Source organism: Mesorhizobium sp. YM1C-6-2 (genome assembly GCF_003666685.1).
GTDB lineage: Bacteria > Pseudomonadota > Alphaproteobacteria > Rhizobiales > Rhizobiaceae > Mesorhizobium_K.
Genome location: NZ_RCIZ01000010.1, coordinates 112,807 through 135,476 on the forward strand (window position 1 = coordinate 112,807; position 22,670 = coordinate 135,476).

23 protein-coding genes are annotated in these 22,670 nt (G+C 66.4%); 8 read left to right on the forward strand and 15 right to left on the reverse strand.

Going from position 1 to position 22,670, the window contains the following annotated elements:
• Window positions 1-30 precede the first annotated feature (30 nt).
• From D8676_RS21430 to D8676_RS21445, 4 genes are all read right to left on the reverse strand, one after another.
• Window positions 31-705 (reverse strand): amino acid ABC transporter permease, encoded by a 675-nt coding sequence (locus D8676_RS21430; protein ID WP_121583140.1) that lies wholly within the window; start codon window positions 703-705, stop codon window positions 31-33.
• Between the two features lie 186 nt (window positions 706-891).
• Entirely contained in the window at window positions 892-1,689 is a 798-nt protein-coding gene (locus tag D8676_RS21435; RefSeq protein ID WP_121583141.1) for an ABC transporter substrate-binding protein, read from the reverse strand.
• A gap of 75 nt (window positions 1,690-1,764) precedes the next feature.
• A complete protein-coding gene (locus D8676_RS21440; RefSeq protein WP_121583142.1) occupies window positions 1,765-2,970 on the reverse strand; it encodes a pyridoxal phosphate-dependent aminotransferase in 1,206 nt (401 codons plus the stop codon).
• 198 nt (window positions 2,971-3,168) lie between these two features.
• Window positions 3,169-3,960 (reverse strand): aldolase/citrate lyase family protein, encoded by a 792-nt coding sequence (locus tag D8676_RS21445; RefSeq protein WP_121583143.1) that lies wholly within the window; start codon window positions 3,958-3,960, stop codon window positions 3,169-3,171.
• Window positions 3,961-4,139: 179 nt separating this feature from the next.
• Between D8676_RS21445 and D8676_RS21450 the strand changes: the two genes are divergently transcribed.
• A complete protein-coding gene (locus tag D8676_RS21450) occupies window positions 4,140-5,231 on the forward strand; it encodes an LLM class flavin-dependent oxidoreductase (RefSeq protein ID WP_121583144.1) in 1,092 nt (363 codons plus the stop codon).
• Between the two features lies 1 nt (window position 5,232).
• Here D8676_RS21450 and D8676_RS21455 read toward each other — a convergent pair whose 3' ends face one another.
• Window positions 5,233-5,616 carry a cupin domain-containing protein gene (locus D8676_RS21455; RefSeq protein ID WP_121583212.1) on the reverse strand — a complete coding sequence of 128 codons (384 nt, stop codon included), beginning with the start codon at window positions 5,614-5,616 and terminating at the stop codon, window positions 5,233-5,235.
• 20 nt (window positions 5,617-5,636) lie between these two features.
• Window positions 5,637-6,236 carry a winged helix DNA-binding protein gene (locus D8676_RS21460; RefSeq protein WP_121583145.1) on the reverse strand — a complete coding sequence of 200 codons (600 nt, stop codon included), beginning with the start codon at window positions 6,234-6,236 and terminating at the stop codon, window positions 5,637-5,639.
• Between the two features lie 119 nt (window positions 6,237-6,355).
• Between D8676_RS21460 and D8676_RS21465 the strand changes: the two genes are divergently transcribed.
• Together D8676_RS21465 and D8676_RS21470 are read left to right on the forward strand one after the other, a co-directional pair.
• A complete protein-coding gene (locus tag D8676_RS21465; protein ID WP_121583146.1) occupies window positions 6,356-7,480 on the forward strand; it encodes an LLM class flavin-dependent oxidoreductase in 1,125 nt (374 codons plus the stop codon).
• Between the two features lie 9 nt (window positions 7,481-7,489).
• The gene (locus D8676_RS21470; RefSeq protein ID WP_121583147.1) at window positions 7,490-8,005 is read left to right on the forward strand and encodes a flavin reductase family protein; all 516 of its coding nucleotides are present in this window, start codon (window positions 7,490-7,492) and stop codon (window positions 8,003-8,005) included.
• Window positions 8,006-8,060: 55 nt separating this feature from the next.
• Here D8676_RS21470 and D8676_RS21475 read toward each other — a convergent pair whose 3' ends face one another.
• From D8676_RS21475 to D8676_RS21490, 4 genes are all read right to left on the reverse strand, one after another.
• Window positions 8,061-9,326, reverse strand: a complete 1,266-nt coding sequence (locus D8676_RS21475; protein ID WP_121583213.1) for an ABC transporter substrate-binding protein — start codon at window positions 9,324-9,326, stop codon at window positions 8,061-8,063.
• A gap of 77 nt (window positions 9,327-9,403) precedes the next feature.
• Entirely contained in the window at window positions 9,404-10,450 is a 1,047-nt protein-coding gene (locus D8676_RS21480) for an aldo/keto reductase (protein ID WP_121583148.1), read from the reverse strand.
• Window positions 10,451-10,460: 10 nt separating this feature from the next.
• On the reverse strand, window positions 10,461-10,811 hold the full coding sequence (locus D8676_RS21485; protein WP_121583149.1) for a TIGR04076 family protein: 351 nt from the start codon (window positions 10,809-10,811) through the stop codon (window positions 10,461-10,463).
• Complete coding sequence (locus D8676_RS21490) at window positions 10,804-11,520, reverse strand: GntR family transcriptional regulator (RefSeq protein WP_245427031.1); 717 nt, start codon at window positions 11,518-11,520, stop codon at window positions 10,804-10,806. Before D8676_RS21490 ends, D8676_RS21485 begins: the two co-directional genes overlap by 8 nt.
• Window positions 11,521-11,670: 150 nt before the next feature.
• Between D8676_RS21490 and D8676_RS21495 the strand changes: the two genes are divergently transcribed.
• Genes D8676_RS21495 through D8676_RS21515 form a run of 5 tightly spaced genes read left to right on the forward strand, consistent with a single transcriptional unit; the run spans window position 11,671 to window position 16,570 of the window.
• Window positions 11,671-12,468, forward strand: a complete 798-nt coding sequence (locus D8676_RS21495) for an ABC transporter ATP-binding protein (protein ID WP_121583150.1) — start codon at window positions 11,671-11,673, stop codon at window positions 12,466-12,468.
• The gene (locus D8676_RS21500; RefSeq protein ID WP_121583151.1) at window positions 12,468-13,214 is read left to right on the forward strand and encodes an ABC transporter ATP-binding protein; all 747 of its coding nucleotides are present in this window, start codon (window positions 12,468-12,470) and stop codon (window positions 13,212-13,214) included. The genes D8676_RS21495 and D8676_RS21500 overlap by 1 nt, the downstream gene beginning before the upstream one ends.
• Window positions 13,211-14,122: a branched-chain amino acid ABC transporter permease gene (locus D8676_RS21505; protein WP_121583152.1), complete on the forward strand. Its 912-nt coding sequence runs from the start codon at window positions 13,211-13,213 to the stop codon at window positions 14,120-14,122. Before D8676_RS21500 ends, D8676_RS21505 begins: the two co-directional genes overlap by 4 nt.
• A complete protein-coding gene (locus D8676_RS21510) occupies window positions 14,119-15,114 on the forward strand; it encodes a branched-chain amino acid ABC transporter permease (RefSeq protein ID WP_121583153.1) in 996 nt (331 codons plus the stop codon). Before D8676_RS21505 ends, D8676_RS21510 begins: the two co-directional genes overlap by 4 nt.
• On the forward strand, window positions 15,098-16,570 hold the full coding sequence (locus D8676_RS21515; protein WP_121583154.1) for an aldo/keto reductase: 1,473 nt from the start codon (window positions 15,098-15,100) through the stop codon (window positions 16,568-16,570). Before D8676_RS21510 ends, D8676_RS21515 begins: the two co-directional genes overlap by 17 nt.
• On the opposite strand, the gene D8676_RS21520 is transcribed toward D8676_RS21515, so the two are convergent.
• The 5 genes from D8676_RS21520 to D8676_RS21540 form a co-directional block, all read right to left on the reverse strand.
• Entirely contained in the window at window positions 16,567-18,531 is a 1,965-nt protein-coding gene (locus D8676_RS21520; RefSeq protein WP_121583155.1) for a 3-hydroxyacyl-CoA dehydrogenase NAD-binding domain-containing protein, read from the reverse strand. The genes D8676_RS21515 and D8676_RS21520 overlap by 4 nt on opposite strands.
• Window positions 18,532-18,604: 73 nt before the next feature.
• Entirely contained in the window at window positions 18,605-19,000 is a 396-nt protein-coding gene (locus D8676_RS21525; protein WP_121583215.1) for a RidA family protein, read from the reverse strand.
• A 23-nt stretch (window positions 19,001-19,023) separates the two neighbouring features.
• Window positions 19,024-19,863: a tryptophan 2,3-dioxygenase gene (gene kynA, locus D8676_RS21530; RefSeq protein WP_210210746.1), complete on the reverse strand. Its 840-nt coding sequence runs from the start codon at window positions 19,861-19,863 to the stop codon at window positions 19,024-19,026.
• Window positions 19,860-21,053, reverse strand: a complete 1,194-nt coding sequence (gene kynU, locus D8676_RS21535; RefSeq protein WP_121583156.1) for a kynureninase — start codon at window positions 21,051-21,053, stop codon at window positions 19,860-19,862. Before kynU ends, kynA begins: the two co-directional genes overlap by 4 nt.
• A complete protein-coding gene (locus D8676_RS21540) occupies window positions 21,050-22,669 on the reverse strand; it encodes a benzoate-CoA ligase family protein (protein WP_121583157.1) in 1,620 nt (539 codons plus the stop codon). The genes kynU and D8676_RS21540 overlap by 4 nt, the downstream gene beginning before the upstream one ends.
• Window position 22,670: the final 1 nt, after the last annotated feature.

Genomic DNA, 22,670 nt, shown 5'->3' on the forward strand with positions numbered 1-22,670 from the left:
TTTCTCGAATCTGCTTTTCTTGGATGCGGGTCAGCGCGCTGCAGCGGCCTTGCTGCGCTTCTCGACATAGCCGACCAGGCGCACCATCGGCCAAAGGAAGGCGAGGTAGACAAGTGCGGCACCGATCAGCGGTGAGGGGTTGGCGTAAAGCGCCTGCGCGTCGTTGGCCTCTTTCAGGAGCTCGGGAAGCGCCACCGCGGAGGCGAGCGACGTGTCCTTGAACATCGACACGCAATTGCTGGTGGTCGGCGGAATGACGAGCTTCACCGCCTGCGGCAGGATCACCTTGCGCAGCGTCAGCACGAAGGGCAGGCCGAGCGCCTGCGCGGCCTCGAACTGGCCCTTCGGGATGCTTTCGATGCCCGAGCGGAACACCTCGGCCGAATAAGCCGACATGATGAACACGAAGGCGAGCGTCGCCGACACCATGGACGAGAAGCGGATGCCGACGAAGGGCAGCGCGTAGTAGATCAGGATCAGCACCACCAGCACCGGCATGGCGCGGAAGATGTCGATGTAGCCGATTGCGAGCCAGCGGAACGGCGCCGGCGCGTAGAGGCGGACCAGGCTGATCAGCAGGCCGAGCGGAATGCCGATGCCGATGGCAAGCAATCCGAGCTTCAGCGTGTTGATGAGGCCGCGCAGCAGCGCCGGCAAAGCTGAGACGAGGACATCGACGTTGAAGAAGGTATCGACAAGGGTCATCGGCGGGCGCCCGGGAAGTGGGGGTTGAGACTGGTTCTATCGTCTTGTCGGAGCGTCGGATTCGTCTGAAGCCGCTTCACGCTTTTCGCTCACGCGGCCCGGTCCGATGCTCCGGAATTGCGCCGGCCCCAGAATGCGTCACTCTGGGGCCGGCACGATCCGTCAAACCGGTTGGTCAAGCGGCTGTCAGGCCTTCGGCAGCGGCGCTTCCTTGACGGTCGAGGAGTCGGCCGGCGCTTCGGTGCCGAACCACTTCTTGTGGATCGCCTGCATGGTGCCGTCCTTCTTCATCTCGGTCATTGCGTTGTTGATCTTGTCGAGCAGCGGAGAATCCTTGGTCATCATCAGACCGTATTGCTCGCCGGTCTTGATGCGCTCGACGACGCCCAGCCCCTTCATCTTGGTGAAGGCGTATTCCATGCCGGGGATGTCGCTGACCACGCCGTCGACGCGGCCGGCGGCGAGGTCGAGCAGCACTTCCTGCTGGGTGTTGTAGCCCTTGATCTCGCTGAAGCCGTACTTCTCCTGGTTCTCCTTCGACCACTTGTCGCCGGTCGAGCCCGAGAGCACGCCGACGACCTTGCCCTTGAGGTCGGCGAGACCCTTCACCGCGCCGTCGACCGTGGCGGCGACGCCCATGTCGGAATCGTAGTAGGGTTGCGTGAAGGACTGCGAGCCGAGGCGCTCGGGCGTGATGGTGATCGATGAGATCGCAGCGTCGATGCGCTTCGAACTGGTGGCCGCGAACAGCGGCTGGAAGTCGTAGCCCTCGATGTTGACGCTCATGCCGGCGCGCTTGGCGGCTTCGGTGACGATGTCGACCTCAAACCCTTCGAAATTGCCGCTCTCGGCCTTGAACTCGAAGGGCGGGTTGTTCGGATAGGAGCCGACGTTGAGCACGTCCTGCGCGACGGCGGCGGCAGGCGCGGCGGCGACGCCGACCGCGGCGGCGAGTATGAGCAGACTGCGACGGGTGAAGTTCATCTTGTCTTTCCCTCTGGTTGGTCCGGACGAGTCCTCCCCTTCCGGTTCTGTGGACGCCGCGCTTGCGGGCAGGCGTCAATTCTTCATGGCGAGCATGCGCTCGAGCGCGGTCTCGATCTGGCCGGCGTCGCGATAGACGCACATCCGCACGAACGCGGCTGATGCGTCGCCGAACAGATAGCCCGGCGCCAGTCCTACATGCGCCTTTTCCAGTATGTCTGCGCAGAGCTTGCGAGAGTCGCTTTCGCCTTGCATGGCGAAGAATGCGTACATGCCGCCCTTCGGCTTGGTGGGCAGGATGATGCCGGGGATTTTCGCCAGCCGGTCATAGGCGAGGTCGAGACCGGTCCTGATGCGCTGGCGGATTTCCTCGACCAGCGGCTCGCCCTGGCGGAGCGCCGCGACCGCGCCGGCCTGGAGCGGGCCGGCGGTGCCGCTGTTGATGTACTGGGTCATCGCGCCGAGCTGGTCGGCGACGCCGGACGGATGCGTCAGCCAGCCGACGCGCCAGCCGGTCATCGCCCAGGCCTTGGAGAAGCTGTTGACCGACAGGACGCGGTCGCCATCGTCGGCGATCTGCAGGATGGAAGGTGCGCACTGGCCATCGAAATAGAGGCGGTTGTAGACCTCGTCGGAGATGATCCAGACGCCGGTGCGGCGGCTGAAGTCGAGCAGCGCCTCCATCTCGGCGCGGGTCGCGGTCCAACCGGTCGGGTTCGACGGCGTGGAGAGGAAGATGGCGCGGGTACGCGCGTCGCAGCTCGCGAACAGCCGGTCGAGGTCAAGCTTCCAGTCGCCGTCGAAATCGAGCGCGAAGGGACGCGGCTCGCCGCCGATCAGGTGGATGGCGTTGTGGATGTTTGGCCATTGCGGCGCGATGTAGACGACGTTGGTGCCGACATCGACGAGGAGCTCCAGCGCCATGTAGAGCGCCTGCATGCCGCTCGGGGCGACGGTGGTCCGGGTCACGGGGATAGGCTGGCCGTGCAGCCGGCTCTGGTACTCGGACAGCGCCTCGTTGAGCGGGCCGTAGCCGCGCATGTTGGGGATGTAGAAGGTGAGGCCTTCGTCGAAGGCGGCCTTCGCCGCGTCGCGGATGAAGGCCGGCGTCACCATGTCGCCTTCACCGTACCACAGCGCGATGACGTCGCCGAGTTCCTGCGCCCGCACGGCGAGGTTGGCGATGTTTTCGGTGTGGAGGTCGCGGATCTGCGCGCGGATGCCGTCGAAGGCATAGCGGGCCTTTGCCGCGGAGGACGACTGGGGTGGCAGGAAGGACAAGTGACCGGACCCTTTGCGCGACTAAGGTTTCCACGCAATTCCGGACGCAAAACCGCGGTGCACTTTTGCTGGAATTGCTTCAGGCTTACGCGGACCGCCCCAAGCTCCACTCCCGGGCCACTGTCCCACGCGATTTCTGGCCAAAGATGCTATCCGAACCCGAGCGCTTTTCAAGGCAAAAGTTTTAAGCTTAAAAAATTAGCCCTTCGCGCTCCGCTTTCGTTTCGCGGGCTTGAAACCGGTCTTGGCCTCGGCGAGGCCGGCGGCGGTGGCGGCGCCGAGGAACATGGTGTCGCTGGCGAGGATGAAGAAACTCGCGCCCTTCTCCGCCCATCGGGCGACGTCCTCCGGACGGCCGCAGAAGATGCCGGCGGCCTTGCCGTGCTTCAGCGTCGCGGCGATGATCTTCTCTATGGCTTTCGCGAGCTTCTGCGCGCCCTCGGGCCGCCAGGCGTCGAGCGAGACGGAAAGGTCGCCCGGCCCGATGAAGACGACGTCGACGCCCTCCACGGCTGCGATCTTGTCGACATTGGCAAGGCCTTCGGCGGTTTCGACCTGCACGGCCACCACGATTGAGGCGTTGGCGTCGGCTAGGTAGTCGAAGATGCCGTAGCCGTAATTGGTGGCGCGGCTCGGGCCGACGCCGCGCTCGCCCTGAGGCGGATAACGCGAGGCTTTCACGATCGCCGCGGCCTGCGCGGCGGTGGAGACGCGCGGCGCCAGGATACCGCGCGCGCCGCCGTCGAGCGCGGCGGCGATCTCCTCCGGCGCGTGGCCGGGCACGCGAACCATGGCCGGGATGCGGTGGATGTCGGAGGCGCGGACGAGGTTCTCGATCTGGTCGCGGGCGATCTGGCTGTGCTCCCAGTCGATGCAGATGAAGTCGGGCTTCGCCAGCGCCGTTACCTCGACCGCTACCGGGTGCGGGATCTCGGCGAAGACGCCGACGAGCGGCGCGTTGCCGATGGTCCTGTCGCGGAATTCCTTCATACCGACCTCCCTGTGGATGCCAAGGCATAGCGGCAAACGCGACTGCTGCGAAGCGCTATTTCAGGCTTGAAATATTTTCACCCGGCCGTAGCGTCAGAGCAATTCCAGCAAAAGTGCGCAGCGGTTTTGCGCCCGGAATTGCGTACAGCAAAGAAGAACGCAGGTCGGGAGGACCGCGCATGATCAAGCAACATCCCCTGAAGGGGTCGAACCGGCTGAAGCTCGGCGTCTTCTCGGCCAACGCCGATGGCGGGCTCGCCATCACCGACGTGCCGGAACGCTGGCAGGCCGGCTGGGACGACAATCTCAGCGCAGCGCAGATCGCCGACCGCGCCGGGCTGGAGTTCTTCCTGCCGATCGCCCGCTGGAAAGGGTTTGGCGGCAAGAACCGCGTGCGCGAGCATTCCTTCGAGACATTCACCTGGGCCGCTGGCCTGGCGGCGGCGACCGAGCGCATCGGCCTGTTCATGACGGTGCACGTGCCGCTGGTGCATCCGCTCTATGCGGCGAAGGCGCTGGCGACCGTCGACCACATCAGCCATGGCCGCGCAGGCCTCAACATCGTCTGCGGCTGGAACCCGAAGGAGTTCGGCATGTTCGGCACGCCGCTGGTCGAGAAGGGCTACGACCAGGCCACCGAATGGATCGACATCGTCGAAAGGCTCTATGCGTCCGACGAGCCGATCGACTTCGATGGCGAGTATTATCACCTGAAGGAGGCGGTCAGCCGCCCGGCGAGCCTGCAGGCGCCGCGCCCGGTGACGATGAACGCTGCCTTCGGCGGGCCGGGCCGCGATTTCGCCGCCGCGCATTGCGACTATCTGTTCACCACCTTCTCGGAAATCGCGGAAGCCGGAAAGCACGTCGCCGACATCGCCGGGCGCGCGCAAAAGATCGGCCGCACGGTCGGCTGCTACACCGTTGCGCATGTCGTCTGCCGCGAGACGGATGCGGAGGCCGAGGCCTATTACACGCGCTATGCCGTGACCATGGCCGACCACGCGGCGGTCGACCAGCACATGGCAGGCAAGAAGGAGTTCTCGCAGTCGCACGACGCGCATGCCTATGACCGCTACCGCCAGCGCTTCGCCGGCGGGGCGGGCTCCTATCCGCTGGTCGGATCACCGGAAAAGATCGCCGAAGAGATGATCGCGATCTCCGCGCAGGGCTACGAGGGGATCGCGCTCTCCTTCGTCAACTACACGCAGGAACTGCCCTTCTTCAGCGACCGCGTGCTGCCGCTGCTGAGGCAAGCGGGGTTGAGGGAGTAGGCTACTTCGCCGGGCTTGCCAGTGGCTTCGTCTTGTCGACCACGAACACGCTGACGGCCTTCGCCGGCACGCTGCCGACGCTCTTCACGTCGTGCGCCGCTCCGGGTGGGATGACGAAGGAGTCGCCCGCTTTCAGCCTGCGGTCGGGCTGGCCCTCGACGATCATCAGCACCTCGCCGTCGAGCACATAGCCGGTCTCGATGCCCGGATGCGTGTGCATGCCCGAGGCATGGCCGGGCGCGACTTCGGCGAGCCCCGTCACGGTCTTGTAGCCCTCGGGAAAGTCGATCGCCTGGAGCGGCGTCCGCTTGATGCCCGAAGGCGCCTGTTCGGCCATCGTGGGAGAAGCCAGCGCCGCCAGCGACAGGATGGCGGCGATCCGCATTGCGCCAAGATTTCGCATGTTTACGTCCTCCTTCGCGATGTCCCTTTTTCTGCTCCGGCAGGCGGTTGCGAGCCGGGCCTGTGCCGGTGCGTTGCCGCTTCACGCGCGGCCTGCTCGTAGATACCGGTCATCAGGTCGAGCGCATGCGCGGCGTCCGGCAGCCGCTTCGCCAGTTCGGGCAGCCGCGCGATCGACTGGACGAGAAGCTCCGCGCGCACGTCGGCGAAGCGGTCGCAGACGTCGCGGCCGACTTCGGTGGCCTCGTAGGTGACGCCGGATCGTCCGCTGCCGCTCTTCGCCACCAGTCCGCCCTTGATCAGCTTGCGCAGGCTGTACTGGATGTTGGGCACGTCCTGGCGGTTCGCCATATGCGCGAGGTCGCGCACGCTCTTCGGTCGGTCGTTGGCGCGGATCATGTGAAGCAGTGCGTTTTCCGGCCCGCTGGCGGAGAACTCGGCGACCGAGGCGAGGCACTCGGCCTGCCAGTGCCCGAATGCCTCGAAGCATCGGATCAGCGCGTATTCGATGCCGGCGACGTTCATCTCCTCAGGCGTCCGGGCCAGATGCCACGATCGATCGAGCGACTTCGGTGCGTCGGGCTGCTGCCTGCGGTTCGACATGAAACTCCTCCGCGGGCGAAACTGCATCAGGGGACCGCTTGCGTCCACATCGATCTTCAAATAGACTTTCTATCATAAAATAAATCATAAATCGGGGTGCAACTTTGGAGGAGAATGCGATGGTTTCGCCACGCAACCGCATGTTCAATCGTGACCAGTTCCTGCTCGGCACGTTCGCGTCCAACTGCTCGGGCGGCATGACCGTCACCAAGCTGCCGGAGCGCTGGAAAAGCTCCTGGGACAACAATCTGAAACTGGCAAAACTGCTCGATGCCGCCGGCATCGACTTCATGCTGCCGATCGCCCGCTGGATCGGCTATGGCGGCGAGACCAACTTCCACGGCAGCGTGCTTGAGACGATCACCTGGGCCGCCGGCCTCCTGGCGCACACCAACGATATCACCGTCTTCGCCACGACGCACACCGCAGCCAATCATCCGGTCGTCGTTGCCAAGCAACTCGCCACGATCGACCAGATCAGCGGCGGCCGCATCGGCCTCAACATCGTCGCCGGCTGGAACAAGCCGGAATACCGGGCGCTCGGGCTGACGCTGCCCGACGACCACGAGACGCGCTACGGCTATGCGCAGGAATGGTTCGACATCGTCAAGGCGCTGTGGAGCCGCGAGGAGGCCTTCGACTGGGACGGCAAGTTCTTCCAGCTCAAGAACGTGCTCGGCGACCCCCGCCCTTCAGCGCCGCTGCCGATCCTCAACGCCGCCGGCTCGGCGCAGGGGCGGGAATTCGCGGTGCGCAACGCCGACTTCCTGTTCACACCGGCGATCGATCTCTCCCGCTCGGGCGAGGAGATCGCCGCGCTGAAGGCACAGGGCAAGGCGGCAGGCCGCGACATCGACGTGCTGACCTTCTGCCACGTCGTCTGCCGGCCCACGGAGAAGGAGGCAAAAGACTACCTCCAGCATTTCGGCCAGACCAATGCCGACTGGGAGGCGGTCGACAATCTGGTGCGGCTGCAGTTCGCGCACGCCCAGTCCTTTCCGCACGATCTCCTGGCGCTGATCCGCGACCGGATGGCGGCCGGCCATGGCGGCTTCCCGCTCACCGGCACGCCGGAGCAGGTGGCCGACGGCATCGCCTCGCTGCATGCGGCGGGCTTCCGCGGCACGACGCTTTCCTTCGTCGACTATGTCGAGGAGTTCCCCTACTTCCGGGACAACGTGCTGCCGCTGCTCGAGGAACGCGGCATCCGCATCCCTCAGCCGGCCTCGGCGGTTGCGGCATAGGCGGCGGCTATGACCGACGCTTCGCAGGGACCGACAGTCGACGTCGCCGACTTCCGTGCGGCGATGCGCATGATCGTCGGTAATGTCAGCGTAATCACCGCGGGCGTCGGCGACGACCGCACGGGCCTGGTGGTGATCTCGCTGGTGTCGCTGTCGGCCAGCCCGCCCAAGGTGATCGCCTGCGTGAACCGCTCGTCCTCCACCTGGCCGGTGATCGAGAAGTACCGCCATTTCGGCGTCAGCTCGCTCGCCGCCGACCATCAGGCGGTGGCCGAGCGCTTTTCCGGCTTCGGCGGCGTCAAGGGCGTTGACCGCTATTCGAATGCCGAATGGTTCACGCTGGAAACCGGCGCATCGCTGCTGAAGGGCGCGACGGCGGTGTTCGACTGCCGGCTGGACGAGATGATCGACCGCGGCTCGCATTCGATCATCGTGGGCTCGGTCGCGGCGGTGCGCACCAACGATATCGGCGAAGCCATGCTTTACTGGCGCGGGGCCTACCGGCCAATGCGCTTCGACGCCTGAAAAAAAGCCGGCCGTCTCGCGACGACCGGCTTCTTTTTCGGCAGATTCGGCGATCTTACTTCGTCAGTTCGGCCTTCACCTTGTCGACCTCCGCCGCGCTCATCTCGCCGATCGTCGTCACCGCGCCATCCTTGATTTGCCAGAGGCGGAACGGGCCGGTGATGTCGCCATACTGGTCGAAGCTGACTGGGCCGATGACGCCTTCATACTTGATCGGCTTGCCTTCCTTGATCAGGCCGAGCGCCTTGGCGAACTCGTCCTTGCCCGCATGGATCGGCTCGCCGTCGGCGGCGACGACTTGCGGTATCGCAGCCTTGATGGCTGCTGCGTCGCCGCTGCCGGCCTTGGCGATGGCGAGCGCCACGATCGCGCCCGCGTCGTAGGAACGGTCAGCCGCCGGCGCGTCCGGCTTGATGCCGTCGGAGAAGGCCTCGTAATTGCCGTAGAAATACTCGGTCGAGGCGGTCTTCGAGGTGCCCGACGAGGTGCCGTAGGCCTCGTTGAGATATTGCGCGCCGACGGCGTCGATGAACTCCTGCGCGTTCATGCCATCATTGAGCAGGAACTTCGCTGCCCCGCCGCCGGAAATCCAGGCGCGGGCGATGGTGGCGCCGTCGACCGGATAGCTGACGAGATAGAGCCCTTCCGGTTCGCCGGCCATGGCGGCACTTGCCTCCGACGAATAGCTGGCCTGCTTCTCGTTGTAGGGGGTGGTCGAGGTGATCGTGCCGCCGAGCTTCTCGAAGGCGGCCGAGAACTCCTTCACCATGTTCACGCCGAAATCGTTGTTGACGTGGATGATGGCGAGCTTCTTCAGGCCCTGGTCGATGGCGTATTTCGCCGCCGCCGTGCCCTGCAGCGCGTCCGACGTGATGGTGCGGAAGAAGACGCCGTTGGTCTTGCCGTCGCGGGCGAGCGCGGTGAGCGTCGGCGAGGACGAGGCGGGCGACACCTGCACCACGCCGGCCGGCGCCGTCACCGAGGTCAGGATCGGGATCGAGATCGGCGAGATGATGCCGCCGATGATGACCGGCACCTTCTTGATGTTGACGAGCTGCGTCGCCTGGTCGACGGCGACCGTGCCCTGGCTCTGGCTGTCGCGCGTGTCGGTCGAAATCTTGCAACCGTCGGCGCCGGAGGCTTCGTTGAAGTCGCGGAACGCCATCTCGACGGATTTCGCGCCGGCCTGGCCATAGGCGCCGGCCGGGCCGGTCAGTTCCATCACCACGCCGACGGTGACGTTGCAGTCCTGCGCGGCGGCGGGCAGCGCGAAGGCGGCGGTCGCTGCGAGAAGCGTTGATGCGAGCAGAAGTCTTTTCATGTCCATTCCCCTTGTGGTTTCGACGCTCTCCCGGAGCGGCTTAGGTTATGTGTCAGGCTGTGAAGGCTGGCGGGAACTCACGCGGCTCCCTTGTTGAGATTGTATTTCATGATCGACCCGTGGCGGCCGTGGCGGTCACGCTCGAGCGTATAGACATCGCCGTCGAGTTCTCCCGCCTGGCCGAGCACGGCGTCGATCTCGGCCCGGTCCTGCGGCGTCAGCGAGACGCCGGAGATGGCGAGGTTGGAGGCGAGGTGGTCTCGGTTGCGCGCCCCAACGATGACGGCGGCCACCGCCTTTTTCGGCAGCATGGCGGCGCTGGCGATCGTGGCGATGTCGACGCCGTGGCGGTCGGCGATGCGGCGCAGGGCTCCGAGCAGCGCCTGGAACAGATCCCAGCCGCCGAGGTCGTCGATGACGAGCTTGTACTTGATCAGCGAGCGGTTCTCGAAATCCTCCGGCTCCGGCTGGCCGAGCCAGCGGTCGCCGAGGAAGCCCCCGGCCACCGTGCCGTAGCAGAACAGCGCGACGCCGTTTTCGGTCGCCGCCTCGGCCATGCGCTTGGCGGGCCTGGAATCGAGCAGCGAATACTGCACCTGCATCGAGGTCAGCGGGACGCCGGCGCGCACCATATGCAGCATGCGCTCGGTGTCGAAATTGGTGCCGCTGACCTTGTGGATCTTGCCGGCGAGCCTCAGCTCGTTGAGCCACTGGGCGGTTTCCAGCCACATCGGCGCGGCGTAGTCCCACCAGTGGAACTGCACGAGGTCGAGCCGCTCCAGGTTCAGCCGCCGCAGCGACTGGTCGATGACGCCCTCGACATAGCTCTTGGTGATGCGCCTGAGCACGTCGAGATCCGGCACGAATTTGGTGTGCACCTTGATGCGGGACAGCGCCTCGGTTCCGCGCACGTCGCGGTAGCGCAGGCGGAAGCGGCCGATCAGCTCCTCGACGCCGGTGTAGATATCGGCGCAGTCGAAGGTGGTGATGCCGGCGTCGGCGAAGGCGATCATATCGGTGACGGGATCGTCGCTCCTGAGCTGGCCGTGGCCGCTGGCGAGCTGCCAGCCGCCGCGGATGACGCGGGAAATCTCGTAGTCGGGCGCGAGCTTTATGCGTTGCATGCGGGAAGGGTCACTTGTCATCGAGAGGCACTGCTGTCGTTTCCGCGTGGCTGAATTTCCGCAAGCCGAGCCGCGTGATCCTGAGCCGCGAGCCGCAATGCGGGTCGGGGCAGGCGATCTCGGCGTCGGTGGTCATCCAGTCGTTCCTGTGGGTCGGGCGCTGCTTGGCCGCGAGCAGCGGCAGCACCGAGGCCAACGAATAGATCGAGATGCCCTGTCCCGGCGGCAGGTGCAGCATCTCGCCGCGTAGCTCGAAATGGTCGCCGACCCTGGCGCCGCAATAGATTTTCGCGCCTTCGTCGGCGACGACCTCGACGCGCAGGTCGAACAGCTCAAACGTGTCGTCCTTCGTCTCAGCCATAGGCGCGCGCCTCCTCGCCGTTTCCCGCGTCGGCCAGCTTGCGGCGGACGAGGTTGAAGGAACGGGTTATGTCGTTCTTCAGCGCCTTCACCGCCTGCGCCCTGTCGCCGCGCTCCAGCGCCTCGATCAGCGCCCAGTGATGATGCGTGCCCGACATGTCGCGCAGCTCGTCATGGATCTGCGCGGCGGCGCGCACATAGGGGCCGGATTGCAGCCACAGGCTCTCGACGACAGGGATCAGCACCGCCGAGCCCGCCGCGCGATAGATGTGGAAGTGGAAGGCGTGGTTGAGCTCGGAGGTGCGGTGCGGCTTGTCCGGATCGTCTCCGGTGAAGGCCGCCTCGCATTCCCTGGTCAGTTCCCGCAACTTTCCGAAATCGTCCGAGGTGAGTGTTGGGAGTGCCAACGCCACCAGCTCGCCTTCGATCAGGCAGCGCGCGCGAGCGAGGTCGTCGAGTTTCTCGCGGGTGATGAGGGGCACGCGCACGGTGCGGTTGGGCATCGATTCGAGCGCCTGCTCGGAAACCAGCCGGCCGAGCGCCTCGCGCACCGGCATGGTGCTGGTCTGCAGGGTTTCGGCGAGCTCCTGCATGCGCAGCGAGGCGCCGGCGTCGAACATGCCGTGGATAAGCGAGCGGCGGAGTTCGGCGTAGACGCGGTCATGCAGCGTTTCGCGGCCGACCGGCGACAGGACGCCGTTCCGGGTCACCGAGGAACCTCCCGGAGACGTGCCGCGAACTCTGCCCTCGATACCGACATCCAACGCCAAATCCTGCTGTCGCCAGCGTATGGAAATTTTGTAGTTGCAAAGAGCGGGGCTGTAAAGTTTGATCAAACATCATCGATCAAGATTGTGCGCATGCAGCCTGCTTCGGACCTTGCCCATACGCTCGCCACCTCGCCGCTTGAAGCCCGCGGCGTGACGAAGGTATTCGGCGGGCTCAGCGCCGTCGACGGCATGTCGATCTCGCTTCAGCGCGGCGAGTTGCTCGGGCTGATCGGGCCGAACGGCGCCGGCAAGACGACGCTGTTCAACCTTTTGGCCGGGAGTCTCAGGTCGAACGGAGGCACGATCGTCGTCAACGGCACGGACATGACGCGCGCCGGGCCGGAAGCGCGGATCGCCAACGGCGTCGGCCGCACCTTCCAGATTCCGCGCCCCTTCGCCGAGATGACCGTGCTGGAGAACGTGCTGACCGGCGGCCAGCGCCAGTCGGGCGAGCGCGCCTGGATGAACATCGTCAGGCCCGGCCGCGTCGCTGCGGAGGAGCGCGCGGCGGTCGAGAAGGCGAGGGCGCTGCTCGATTTCGTGACGCTCTCCAGGCTCGAAGGCGAACCGGCGCGGGTGCTTTCGGGCGGCCAGCGCAAGCTGCTCGAGATTGCGCGTGTGCTGATGGCCGATCCGGACACCATCCTGCTCGACGAGCCGGCGGCCGGCGTCAACCCGACGCTCCTGGAACTGATCATCGACCGCGTGCTCGATCTCAACGCGCAAGGCACGTCGATCCTGCTCATCGAGCACAATATGGAGATGGTGTCGCGGCTCTGCTCGCGTGTCGTGGTGATGGCCGGCGGCCGCTATTTGACCGAAGGGACGCCCGACGACATCGCCAGGAATCCGACCGTGGTCGACGCCTATCTCGGCGGGGTGGCGTGATGGCGGCCGCGTCCACCGTGCTGTCGACGACGGCGCTGGTCGCCGGCTACGAGCGCGACCTGCCGATCGTGCGCGGCGTCGATTTCCAGGTGACCGACGGCGAACTCGTGCTCATCCTGGGACCCAACGGCGCCGGAAAATCCACCTTCGTCAAGGCGATATCAGGGCTGGTGCCGGTGCATTCGGGCAAGGCCGCCCTCGGCGACTTCGACATCACCGGCGTGCCGGCGCATGAGAAGATCAGGCACGGCCTCGCCTTCGTCCCGCAGACCGAGAACATCTTCGCGACGCTCTCGATCCACGACAATCTGCTGCTCGCCGCCGATATCCTGCCGAAGGAGAAGCGGGGGACACGCATCGCCGCGCTCTACGCCATGTTTCCTGACCTTGCCGAGCGCCCGTCGCGCCGCGCCGGCGCGCTGTCTGGCGGCCAGCGGCAGATGCTGGCGGTGGCGCGCGCGCTGATCGTCGAGCCGAGGGTCCTGATCCTCGACGAGCCCAGCGCCGGCCTGTCGCCGAAGATCGTGTCGGAGGTTTTTGCGCGGCTGAAGGAGATCAACGGCCGCGGCGTCACCATCGTGCTGGTCGAGCAGAACGTGAAGGCAGCGCTCGCGATTGCCGATCGCGCCATCATCCTCGTCGAGGGCCGCGTCGCGCATGAGGGCACGGCGGCCGGCCTCGCCGACGATCCTGTGATCGGCGAGCTCTATCTCGGCGCACGCCACCACAGACAGGCCGCGCCATGAACCCGCAGGCGCTGATGGACGGGCTGGTGGCGGGCTCGATGATCGGGCTCGGCGCGGTGGGCGTCACGCTCACCTATTCGATCCTGCGTTTCGCCAATTTCGCGCATGGCGAGTTCATCGCCTGGGGCGCCTATTTCGCGCTGGTGATCGCCGGCGCGCTCGGCATGCTCGCCGGCGGGCTTTCCGCACCGATCGGCCCGTTCTCCTTCGGCTGGGCGCTGATCGTCGCGACGATACTCGCGGTGGCGCTGAACGGCGGCCTGGCGCTGCTGGTCGACGCGCTGCTGTTCGGGCGGCTGCGCTCGCAGAAAAGCACGGTGATCATCATGGTGATGGCGAGCTTCGGCGCGGCGCTGACGCTGCGCTCGCTGCTCGAATTCATCTTCACCTCGCAGCCGCTCTATTTCTCCAAGGCGCTGCAGATCGCCATGCCGCTGGGCCTCGGCATTCGCGCCACGCCCGACCAACTGCTCTCGCTCGGCGTCGCGGCGGTGCTGGTCGTCGCAGTCCACCTGCTTCTGTCGCGCACCGCGATCGGTCGCTCGATGCGCGCCGTCAGCGAGAACCCGCAGCTTGCGGGCGTTGCCGGCGTCGAGGTGCGCAAGGTCATCCGCATCGTCTGGCTGCTCGGCGCGGCCCTTGCCTGCATCGCCGGCGTCAGCGCCGGGCTTCTCGTGCAGATACGCCCGCAGATGGGGCTCGACCTCTTGCTGCCGCTTTTCGCCGCCGCCATCCTCGGCGGCATCGGCTCGGTGCCCGGCGCCATGCTCGCCGGCCTGATCGTCGGCCTGTCGGAAGCCTTCGCGGTGCAGCTCATCGGTGCGGAATGGCGCGCCGCGGTCGCCTTCGTCATCCTGGTGCTGGTGCTGCTGTTGCGCCCGCAGGGCATCTTCGGGAGGGCCGAATGAGCGTGGAGCTTGTCAGCTACGGCGCCTTCTTCCTGACCATGGCGCTGACCTATGCCATCATCTGCCTCGGCCTCAACGTGCAATGGGGCCAGACGGGGCTGTTCAATGTCGGCATCGCCGGCTTCGTCGCAGTCGGCGCCTATGTCTCGGCGCTGCTGACCACGCCCGACGATCCGAACCGCTTCGGCGGCTTCGGCCTGCCGATTTTTGTCGGCTGGATCGGCGGTGCGCTCGCCACCGGCCTCGTCTCCTTCCTGATCGGCGCGCTGACGATTAGGCTGCGCGCCGACTATCTCGCCATAGCGACCTTCGGCGTCGCCGTCGTCGTGCAACTGGCTGCGCTGAATCTCGAGCCGATCACCGGCGGCCCCTTCGGCATAGGTTTCATCCCGCGTCCCTTCGCCGACTATGCCGGCGATCCGCTCGTCTTCAGCCTTGCCAATCTCGGCATCCTGGTCGCCATCGTGCTCGTGCTCTACGTCGTGCTCGAACGGCTGGCGCGCAGCCCGTGGGGCAGGGTGCTGCGCGCCATCCGCGAGGACGAGCAGGCTGCGCTCGCGCTCGGAAAAAGCGCGGTAAAGTTCCGCCTGCAGGCGTTTGCCATCGGCGGCGGCATCATGGGGCTCGCCGGCGCCGTGCAGGCGCATTTCATCGGCTTCATCGCGCCGGACAATTACGTGCCGATGCTGACCTTCCAGGTCTGGGCGATGCTGATCGTCGGCGGCTCCGGCAACAACAAGGGCGCCATCCTTGGCGCGGTGCTGGTCTGGGGCATCTGGGCGATGTCGGCGGGCGCCGTTTCGGAACTCTTCTCGCCCGGCCAGCAGGCGCGGGCGGCGGCACTCCAGATCGTCATGATCGGCGTTGCGCTCTGCGCCATCCTGCTTCTGCGCCCGCGCGGCATTCTCGGCGAGGAGCGAGTCGTCTCGCGCCATCTCGGCGGCGCGCGCCTCCCAACTGACGGAAAGACCTCCGATGCCAAAAGCTCCTGACCGCACGACGATCGCCGACGGCCTGTCGATCAGCCGCCTGGTCTGCGGGCTCTGGCAGGTCGCCGACATCGAAAAGGGCGGTGAGACGATCGATCCGGAGCGCGGCGCCGATGCGCTGGAAGCCTATACCAGGGCTGGGTTCGATACATTCGACATGGCCGACCACTATGGCAGCGCCGAGATCATCGCCGGCCGGCTGCTTGCGCGCTATCCTGCCAGGCAAAGGCCGCTCGCCTTCACCAAATGGTGCCCCGAGCCAGGACCTATGACCGCCGAAATCGTGCGCAAGGGCGTGCAGGAGCGGCTCGACCGGCTGGGTGCGCAGAAGGTCGACCTGCTGCAATTCCACTGGTGGACCTTCGAGCATCCGGCATGGCTCGACGCGCTGCACGAGATGGCGAAGCTGAAGGATGAGGGGCTGATCGGCGCGATCGGCGTCACCAATTTCGACGCCGCGCATCTGCGCGTGGCGCTGTCGGACGGCGTGCCGCTCGCCACCAACCAGGTGTCGTTCTCGCTGGTCGACCGTCGCGCGGCGGGCGAATTGTCGGCGCTGTGCAAGGAAAAGGGTGTCAAGCTGCTGGCCTACGGCACGCTCTGCGGCGGTTTCCTGTCGGAGAAGTGGCTGGGCAAGCCCGAGCCCGCGGAGATTCCCGACTGGAGCCGTTCGAAATACAAGCGCTTCATCGACGTTGCCGGCGGCTGGCGGGGCTTCCAGGGCATTCTCGCCACCGCGTCCGAAATAGGGCGCAAGCACGGCGTCTCGCTCTCCAACGTGGCGTCGCGCTGGGTGCTGGAGCATGAGGCTGTTGCGGCGACCATCATCGGCGCGCGGCTCGGCGAGAGCGAGCACCGTGACGACAACCTCAAGGTCTTCGGCTTCGCGCTTGATGCCGAGGACCGTGCGCGTCTGGATGCCGCTTTCGCGGCGACTACGCCCATCCCCGGCGATTGCGGCGACGAGTACCGCAAGCCGCCCTATCTCACCGCCTCCGGCGATCTCAGCCACCATCTCGATGCCATTCCCTCAGTGTTCGAAGCGGTCCCGGTGCCCAGCCGGCCGAACCGTCTGCGGGTGTCGTCGGGCAGCCTGTGGGAGCCGATCGCCGGCTACAGCCGTGCTGTACGCGTCAAGGACACGATCCGGGTGTCCGGCACCACGGCCACCCATGGCGGCGACCGCTGCGTGGCGCCCGGGGACCCCGCCGCGCAGACGACCTACATCCTCGACAAGATCGCCGCCTCGATCTCGGCGCTGGGCGGGCGGGTCGAGGATGTCGTGCGTACCCGCATCTATCTCAGGGACGTCGCGAAGTGGGAGCCGGCCTCGCGCGCGCATGGCCGCGTGTTCGGCGACGTGATGCCGGCGAACACCATGATCGCGGCCGGCGACCTGATCGGCGACTATGAGGTCGAGATCGAGGCGGAAGCGGTGGTGGATGATCCTGCGTCTTAGGATCGTCCCGCTGCGAACATCGGCCCGCCCCTGTGGGCAGGAAAACCGTAGCCGTTGATCAGCACGAGGTCGATGTCGCTGGCGCGCAGGGCGATCTTGTTCGCCAGCAGCCTGTCGCCCTCGGCGGCCATCGCTCCAAGCAGGCGCGAGACGATTTCTTCGGCTTCTATTCTGCGCGCGACGATGCTCTTCTTCGTCCGGGCGGCCTCGATCAGCGCCGTCACCTCCGGATCGACCGTGCGCTTGCCGTCGGGATAGGCGTACCAGCCGCGACCCGCCTTCTGGCCGAAGCGGCCGGCCTCACAGAGCCGGTCGGCGATCTCGACATAGCGTTCGGCGGGGTCGCGCGTCCCCGCCTGGCGCTTGCGCCGCGCCCAGGCGATCTCCAGCCCGGCAAGGTCGAACACGGCGAAGGGACCCATGGCGAATCCGTAGGCCTCCATCGCCGCGTCGATCTCCTGGGGCAGCGCGCCGTCCTCGAGCAGGAACTCGGCCTCGCGGCGATAGGCGGAGAAGATGCTGTTGCCGATGAAACCCTCGGTGACGCCGGAGACCACCGGTAGCTTGCCGAGCTTCTTCGCCACGGCGAGCGCCGTGGCCAGCACGTCAGGCGCGGTCCTGGCGCAATTCACCACCTCGACCAGCCGCATGATGTTGGCCGGCGAGAAGAAATGCAGCCCGACGACGCGCTCCGGCCGCGTCGTCGCGGCGGCGAGGACATCGGGGTCGAGATAGCTGGTGTTGGTGGCAAGCACCGCGTCCGGCCGAACGATTGCGTCGAGCCGCTGGAAAAGCTCGGTCTTCACGGCGAGGTCGTCGAACACGGCCTCAATGACCAGGTCGGCATCGGCGAGGTCTTCCAGCCGGCCGCTCGTCGTCAGCCGCGCGAGACGTTTTTCGCGGCCGTCCGCGTCGAGCCGTCCTGAGGCGACGTTGCGGTCGAGCACCGCAACGATGCGTTCGCGCCCCTTCTCGGCGGCCTCGGCCGTCATTTCGGCGCCGATCACGGTATAGCCGCCGTCGAGCGCCGCGACCGCGATGCCGGAACCCATCAGGCCGAGGCCGACGATGCCGATGGTGCGTATCGGACGGGGCTCGACGCCCTCCAGCCCGTCGACCTTGGCGGCCGCGCGCTCGGCGAAGAAGACATGACGCAGCGCCTTGGCCTGGTCGGCGTCGCGCAGCCGGATGAAGGTGGCGCGCTCGTCCACCAGCCCCTCGGCCAGCGTGCGTTCGCCAGCGGAGCGCACGAGCCGGAGCGCTTCGGCCGGCGCGTCCTGTCCGCGCGCCCGCGCCAGCACCTTTGCCGACATCTTGTCGAATGCTTCCGCGTCGGCCGCCTGAACCGCCAGCTCGCCGCTGCGCCGCGGTGGGTCGCCGGCCAAGGCGCCGACGGCCGCAACGGCTTTGGCGACCAGGTCGTCCGTCGTCACTTCGTCGACGATGCCGAGCGCCAGCGCCTCGTCAGCGCCGACCATGCGGCCGGTCGCCGCCATCTCGGCGGCGGCGACGATGCCGGCAAGGCGCGGCAGACGCTGCGTGCCGCCGGCGCCCGGCACGATGCCGAGCTTCACCTCGGGCAGGCCAAGCTTCGCCGCGGGCGAGGCGATGCGGTGATGGCAGCCGAGCGCGATCTCCAGCCCGCCGCCGAGCGCAGCGCCGTTGATCGCCGCCACGACCGGCTTGTCGCAGGCCTCGATGTGATTGACGAGCTGCGGCAGCAGCGGCTCGGCCATCGGCTTGCCGAACTCACGTATGTCGGCGCCACCGACGAAGGTCTTGCCCGCGCCGGTGACGACGACGCCGGCGATCCCGCTGTCTGCCGCCGCATGGTCGATCGCCGCGAACAGGCCCTGCCGCATGTCCGCCGACGCCGCGTTGACCGGCGGATTGTCGATTGTGACGACAAGCACGCCGTCGGTGACGGAACCGGTCACCGTCGCGGAAAATGTCAGGCTCATCGCGTCAGTCCTCCGTCTGGCAGAGTTCGTCGAGGTTCAGCCCGGGCCGGAGCCTCAACAATATCGACAAACTCTAGTCCGGCACTACTGCCATCGCCTGGATCTCGACCTTGGCGCGGTCCTCGACCAGCGCCGTCACCTCGACCGCCGCCATTGCCGGAAAGTGCTTTCCGATCACATCGCGATAGGCCTGGCCCAGCCCCTTCAGGTTGGCGAGATATTCCGCCTTGGAGGTGAAGTACCAGGTCATCGTCGTGATGTGCTGGGGTCCCGCGCCGGCCTCGGCGAGAATGGCGACGATGTTCTCCAGCGTCTGTCTGACCTGGCCGGCGAAGTCGTCGGTCTCCCATTGCTGCTGGCCGTTCCAGCCGACCTGCCCGCCGATGAAGACCAGCCGCCCGCGCGCGGCAATGCCGTTGGAATAGCCGATCGGCTTGGCCCAACCCTCCGGCTGCAGGATCTCGTACATCAATTCCCTCGTCAGATTCATCGTCAAAGCTCCGTCCGCACCTTCCAGAGTTCCGGGAACAGCTCGACGTCGAGCATTCGGCGTAGATAGGAAACGCCGGCCGTGCCGCCGGTGCCCCGCTTCAGCCCGATGATGCGCTCGACCGTGGTCACGTGGTTGAAGCGCCATCGGCGGAAATAGTCCTCGAAGTCGACAAGCTTTTCGGCAAGCTCGTAGAGCTTCCAGTATTTCGTCGGGTCGCGGTAGACGACTTTCCAGGCTTCCAGAACCTTGGGGTTCTCGGTCCTGGTTTCCCGCCAGCTCGCACGCTTCTCCTCGCCGCCGATGTCGAAGCCGTTGCGGGTGAGCAGAAGCAGCGCCTCGTCGTAGAGGCTGGGGGCGGCGAGGATGTCTTCCAGCTTCGCCGTGATGTCCGGCCTGTGCTCATGCGGTTTCAGCATGGCGAGGTTGCGGTTTCCCGCCAGGAATTCGATGGCACGGTACTGCCACGACTGGAAGCCCGAGGACTGGCCGAGTGACGAGCGGAACTCGGTGTATTCGCTTGGTGTCATGGTCCTCAGGACATCCCACGCGCCGGTGAGCTGCTCGAAGATGCGGGCGACGCGCGAAAGCATCTTGAAGGCGGGCTCCAGCTGGTCATCGCGGACCGCCAGCATGGTGGCGCGGATCTCGTGGATGGCGAGCTTCATCCACAGTTCGGACGTCTGGTGCTGGATGATGAACAGCATCTCGTCATGGGCAGACGACAGCGGCTGCTGCGCGTCGAGCACGCGTTCGAGATGCAGGTAGTCGCCGTAGGACATGCGCCCGGCGAACGACATCTGCGCGCCTTCCTTCGCTGGATCGTAAGGCTTGCCGCTCACGTCACCGCTGCCTTCCTGTGATATTCGGGCCGGTCCCACAGCCGGTCCTTCATGATCGCTTCCAGCACATCGGCCGCGCCGAGCACTTCCTTCTCGCCGATATAGAGCGGCGTGAAGCCGAAGCGGATGGAATCGGGTGCGCGGAAATCGCCGATCACGTTCTTCGCGATCAGCGCCTGCATGATCGCATAGCCTTGGGGATGGCGGAACGACACCTGGCTGCCGCGTTTGTTGCCGTCGCGCGTGGTGGCGAGCACCAGGTCCGGACAGCGCTTCTCGACTTCGGCGATGAACAGGTCGCAGAGCGCGATGGACGTCGCGCGCAAATCCTGCATCGACACGCCTTCCCAGGCGTCGAGCGCCGCGTCGAGCACGGTGAGCGCGATCACCGGCGGGGTACCGACGCGCATGCGGTCGATGCCCTGGCCGGCCCGGTAGTCGAGATCGAAGGCGAAGGGGGCCTCGTGGCCGAGCCAGCCGGACAGTGCGGGGCGGGCAGTCTCCAGATGGCGCGGTGCGACATAGATGAAGGCCGGTGCGCCGGGGCCGCCATTGAGATATTTGTAGGTGCAGCCGACCGCGAAATCGACGCCGGCGCCGAGCAGGTCGACCGGCAGCGCGCCGGCCGAATGCGCGAGGTCCCAGACCGTCAGCGCGCCGGCCGCATGTGCCTTCGCAGTCAGCGCCTTCATGTCGTGCAGCCGGCCGGTGCGGTAGTCGACTTCGGTCAGCATCAGCACGGCTGTCGTCTCGTCGATCGCATCCTCGACGTCTTCCGGCTCGACGATCTTCAGCTCCAGCCCGCGTCCCAGCGAACCGATCAGCCCCTGTGCGATATAGAGGTCGGATGGAAAATTGCCGCTGTCGGAGAGCACGACCCTGCGGCCCGGATTGAGATCGAGCGCGGCGGCCAGCGCTTGGTAGACCTTGATCGACAGTGTGTCGCCCATGATCGTGGTGCCCTCGGGCGCGCCGATCAGCCTGCCGACACGGTCGCCGATGCTGCGCGACAGGTTGATCCAGCCCGAGACGTTCCAGCCCTTGATCAGGTGCTTGCCCCACTCGTCGGCGAGCATGTCGGCGACGCGGGCCTTCGCAGCGATAGGCAGCGGCCCGAGCGAGTTGCCGTCGAGATAGATCATGCCTTCCGGGATATCGAAGAGCGTGCGTGTCAGGGCGAAATCGGTCATTTCGTCTCCCGCAGCCTGAATCGCTGGATCTTGCCGGTCTGGGTCTTCGGCAGCGCCTGGATGAACTTCACCGAGCGCGGATATTTGTAGGGCGCGATAACAGCCTTGACGTGGTCCTGCAGGATCTTGCGGGTCAGGTCGTCGGCGTCGACGCCCTCGACCAGCACGACATGCGCCTCGACGATCTGGCCGCGATCGCTGTCGGCCACGCCGATGACTGCGCATTCCCTGACATGGGCGTGGGCGAGCAGCGCCGCCTCCACCTCGGGGCCGGCGATGTTGTAGCCGGACGAGATGATCATGTCGTCCGAGCGCGCCGCGAAGTGGAAGAAGCCTTCCTCGTCCTCGAAGAAGGAATCGCCGGTGAGGTTCCAGCCACCGCGGACGTATTTCTTCTGCCTGTCGTCCGCCATGTAGCGGCAGCCGGTGGGCCCGCGCACCGCAAGCCGCCCGATCGTGCCGCGCGGCACGTCTTTCATGTCCTCGTCGACGATCCTGGCCTCATAGCCGGTGACCGGCTTGCCGGTGCGGCCGGGCGCCATGTCGGAAAGACGGTTGGAGATGAAGATGTGCAGCATCTCGGTGGCGCCGATGCCGTCCAGGATCGGCTTGCCGGTCTTCTGCGTCCAGTCCTCGAAGACCGGCGCCGGCAGGGTCTCGCCGGCCGACACGGCGATGCGCAGCGAGGAGAGGTCGGCGCCCTTCTCCATCGCCGCCAGCATGGCGCGATAGGCGGTCGGCGCGGTGAAGCTGATCGTCGCGCGGTACTTCTCGATGATCTCGACCATGTTCGGCGGCGTCGCGCTTTCCAGCAGCGTCGCGGCTGCACCGAACCGCAGCGGGAAGATCGCCAGCCCGCCGAGGCCGAAGGTGAAGGCAAGCGGCGGCGATCCGACGAACACGTCGTCGGGCGTCACGCCGAGCACTTCCTTCGCATAGCCGTCGGCGATGATCAGCAGGTCCCTGTGGAAATGCATCGTCGCCTTGGGCACGCCGGTCGTGCCGGAGGTGAAGCCGAGCAGCGCGACGTCGTCGCGCCCCGTCGCCACCGCCTCGAAGCGCACGTCGTTGTCGAGCGCTGCCCGGTCGAGCTCGGCGTCGTGGTTGGCGGTGCCGTCGAAACCGACCACCTGCTTCAGGAAGCGGCTGGTCTTGGCGCAGGCGACCATCTCGTCCATCAGCCTGGTGTCGCAGAGCGCCAGCGTGATCTCGGCCTTGTCGACGATCTGGGCCAGCTCGCCGGCTCGCAGCATGGGCATGGTGTTGACCACCACCGCGCCGGCCTTGGTGGCGGCCAGCCAGCAGGCGACCATCGCCGGGTTGTTGGCCGAGCGGATCAGCACGCGGTTGCCCGGCTTGACGCCGTAGCTCTCGACCAGCGCATGCGCCAGCCGGTTGGTCCAGTCGGACAGCTCCTTGTAGGTGCGGCGGCGGCCGTTGCCGATCAGGGCGGTGTGATCGCCGAAGCCCTTTTCGACCAGCCGGTCGGTCAGCTCGACCGCCGCGTTCAGCCGCTCCGGATAGTCGAAGCCTTCGAGCAGGAAGTCCGGCCACTGGTCCTCGGGCGGCAGATTGTCCCGCGTGAAGGTGTCGGTGTGAGCTGACGGTCCGAGCATT

Coding starts and splice junctions, on each gene's coding strand:
- D8676_RS21455 (WP_121583212.1), bottom strand. CDS start 5,616: ATGCGGATCGCCGCCATCCTGTCGCTGGCGGCGCTGGCTTCTCCCACG.
- D8676_RS21460 (WP_121583145.1), bottom strand. CDS start 6,236: ATGTCGAACCGCAGGCAGCAGCCCGACGCACCGAAGTCGCTCGATCGA.
- kynU (WP_121583156.1), bottom strand. CDS start 21,053: ATGACCGATTTCGCCCTGACACGCACGCTCTTCGATATCCCGGAAGGC.
- D8676_RS21430 (WP_121583140.1), bottom strand. CDS start 705: ATGACCCTTGTCGATACCTTCTTCAACGTCGATGTCCTCGTCTCAGCT.
- D8676_RS21505 (WP_121583152.1), top strand. CDS start 13,211: ATGAACCCGCAGGCGCTGATGGACGGGCTGGTGGCGGGCTCGATGATC.
- D8676_RS21495 (WP_121583150.1), top strand. CDS start 11,671: ATGCAGCCTGCTTCGGACCTTGCCCATACGCTCGCCACCTCGCCGCTT.
- D8676_RS21485 (WP_121583149.1), bottom strand. CDS start 10,811: ATGGCTGAGACGAAGGACGACACGTTTGAGCTGTTCGACCTGCGCGTC.
- D8676_RS21520 (WP_121583155.1), bottom strand. CDS start 18,531: ATGAGCCTGACATTTTCCGCGACGGTGACCGGTTCCGTCACCGACGGC.
- D8676_RS21540 (WP_121583157.1), bottom strand. CDS start 22,669: ATGCTCGGACCGTCAGCTCACACCGACACCTTCACGCGGGACAATCTG.
- D8676_RS21515 (WP_121583154.1), top strand. CDS start 15,098: ATGCCAAAAGCTCCTGACCGCACGACGATCGCCGACGGCCTGTCGATC.
- D8676_RS21470 (WP_121583147.1), top strand. CDS start 7,490: ATGACCGACGCTTCGCAGGGACCGACAGTCGACGTCGCCGACTTCCGT.
- D8676_RS21525 (WP_121583215.1), bottom strand. CDS start 19,000: ATGTACGAGATCCTGCAGCCGGAGGGTTGGGCCAAGCCGATCGGCTAT.
- D8676_RS21475 (WP_121583213.1), bottom strand. CDS start 9,326: ATGAAAAGACTTCTGCTCGCATCAACGCTTCTCGCAGCGACCGCCGCC.
- D8676_RS21465 (WP_121583146.1), top strand. CDS start 6,356: ATGGTTTCGCCACGCAACCGCATGTTCAATCGTGACCAGTTCCTGCTC.
- D8676_RS21445 (WP_121583143.1), bottom strand. CDS start 3,960: ATGAAGGAATTCCGCGACAGGACCATCGGCAACGCGCCGCTCGTCGGC.
- D8676_RS21480 (WP_121583148.1), bottom strand. CDS start 10,450: ATGCAACGCATAAAGCTCGCGCCCGACTACGAGATTTCCCGCGTCATC.
- D8676_RS21500 (WP_121583151.1), top strand. CDS start 12,468: ATGGCGGCCGCGTCCACCGTGCTGTCGACGACGGCGCTGGTCGCCGGC.
- D8676_RS21435 (WP_121583141.1), bottom strand. CDS start 1,689: ATGAACTTCACCCGTCGCAGTCTGCTCATACTCGCCGCCGCGGTCGGC.
- D8676_RS21450 (WP_121583144.1), top strand. CDS start 4,140: ATGATCAAGCAACATCCCCTGAAGGGGTCGAACCGGCTGAAGCTCGGC.
- D8676_RS21510 (WP_121583153.1), top strand. CDS start 14,119: ATGAGCGTGGAGCTTGTCAGCTACGGCGCCTTCTTCCTGACCATGGCG.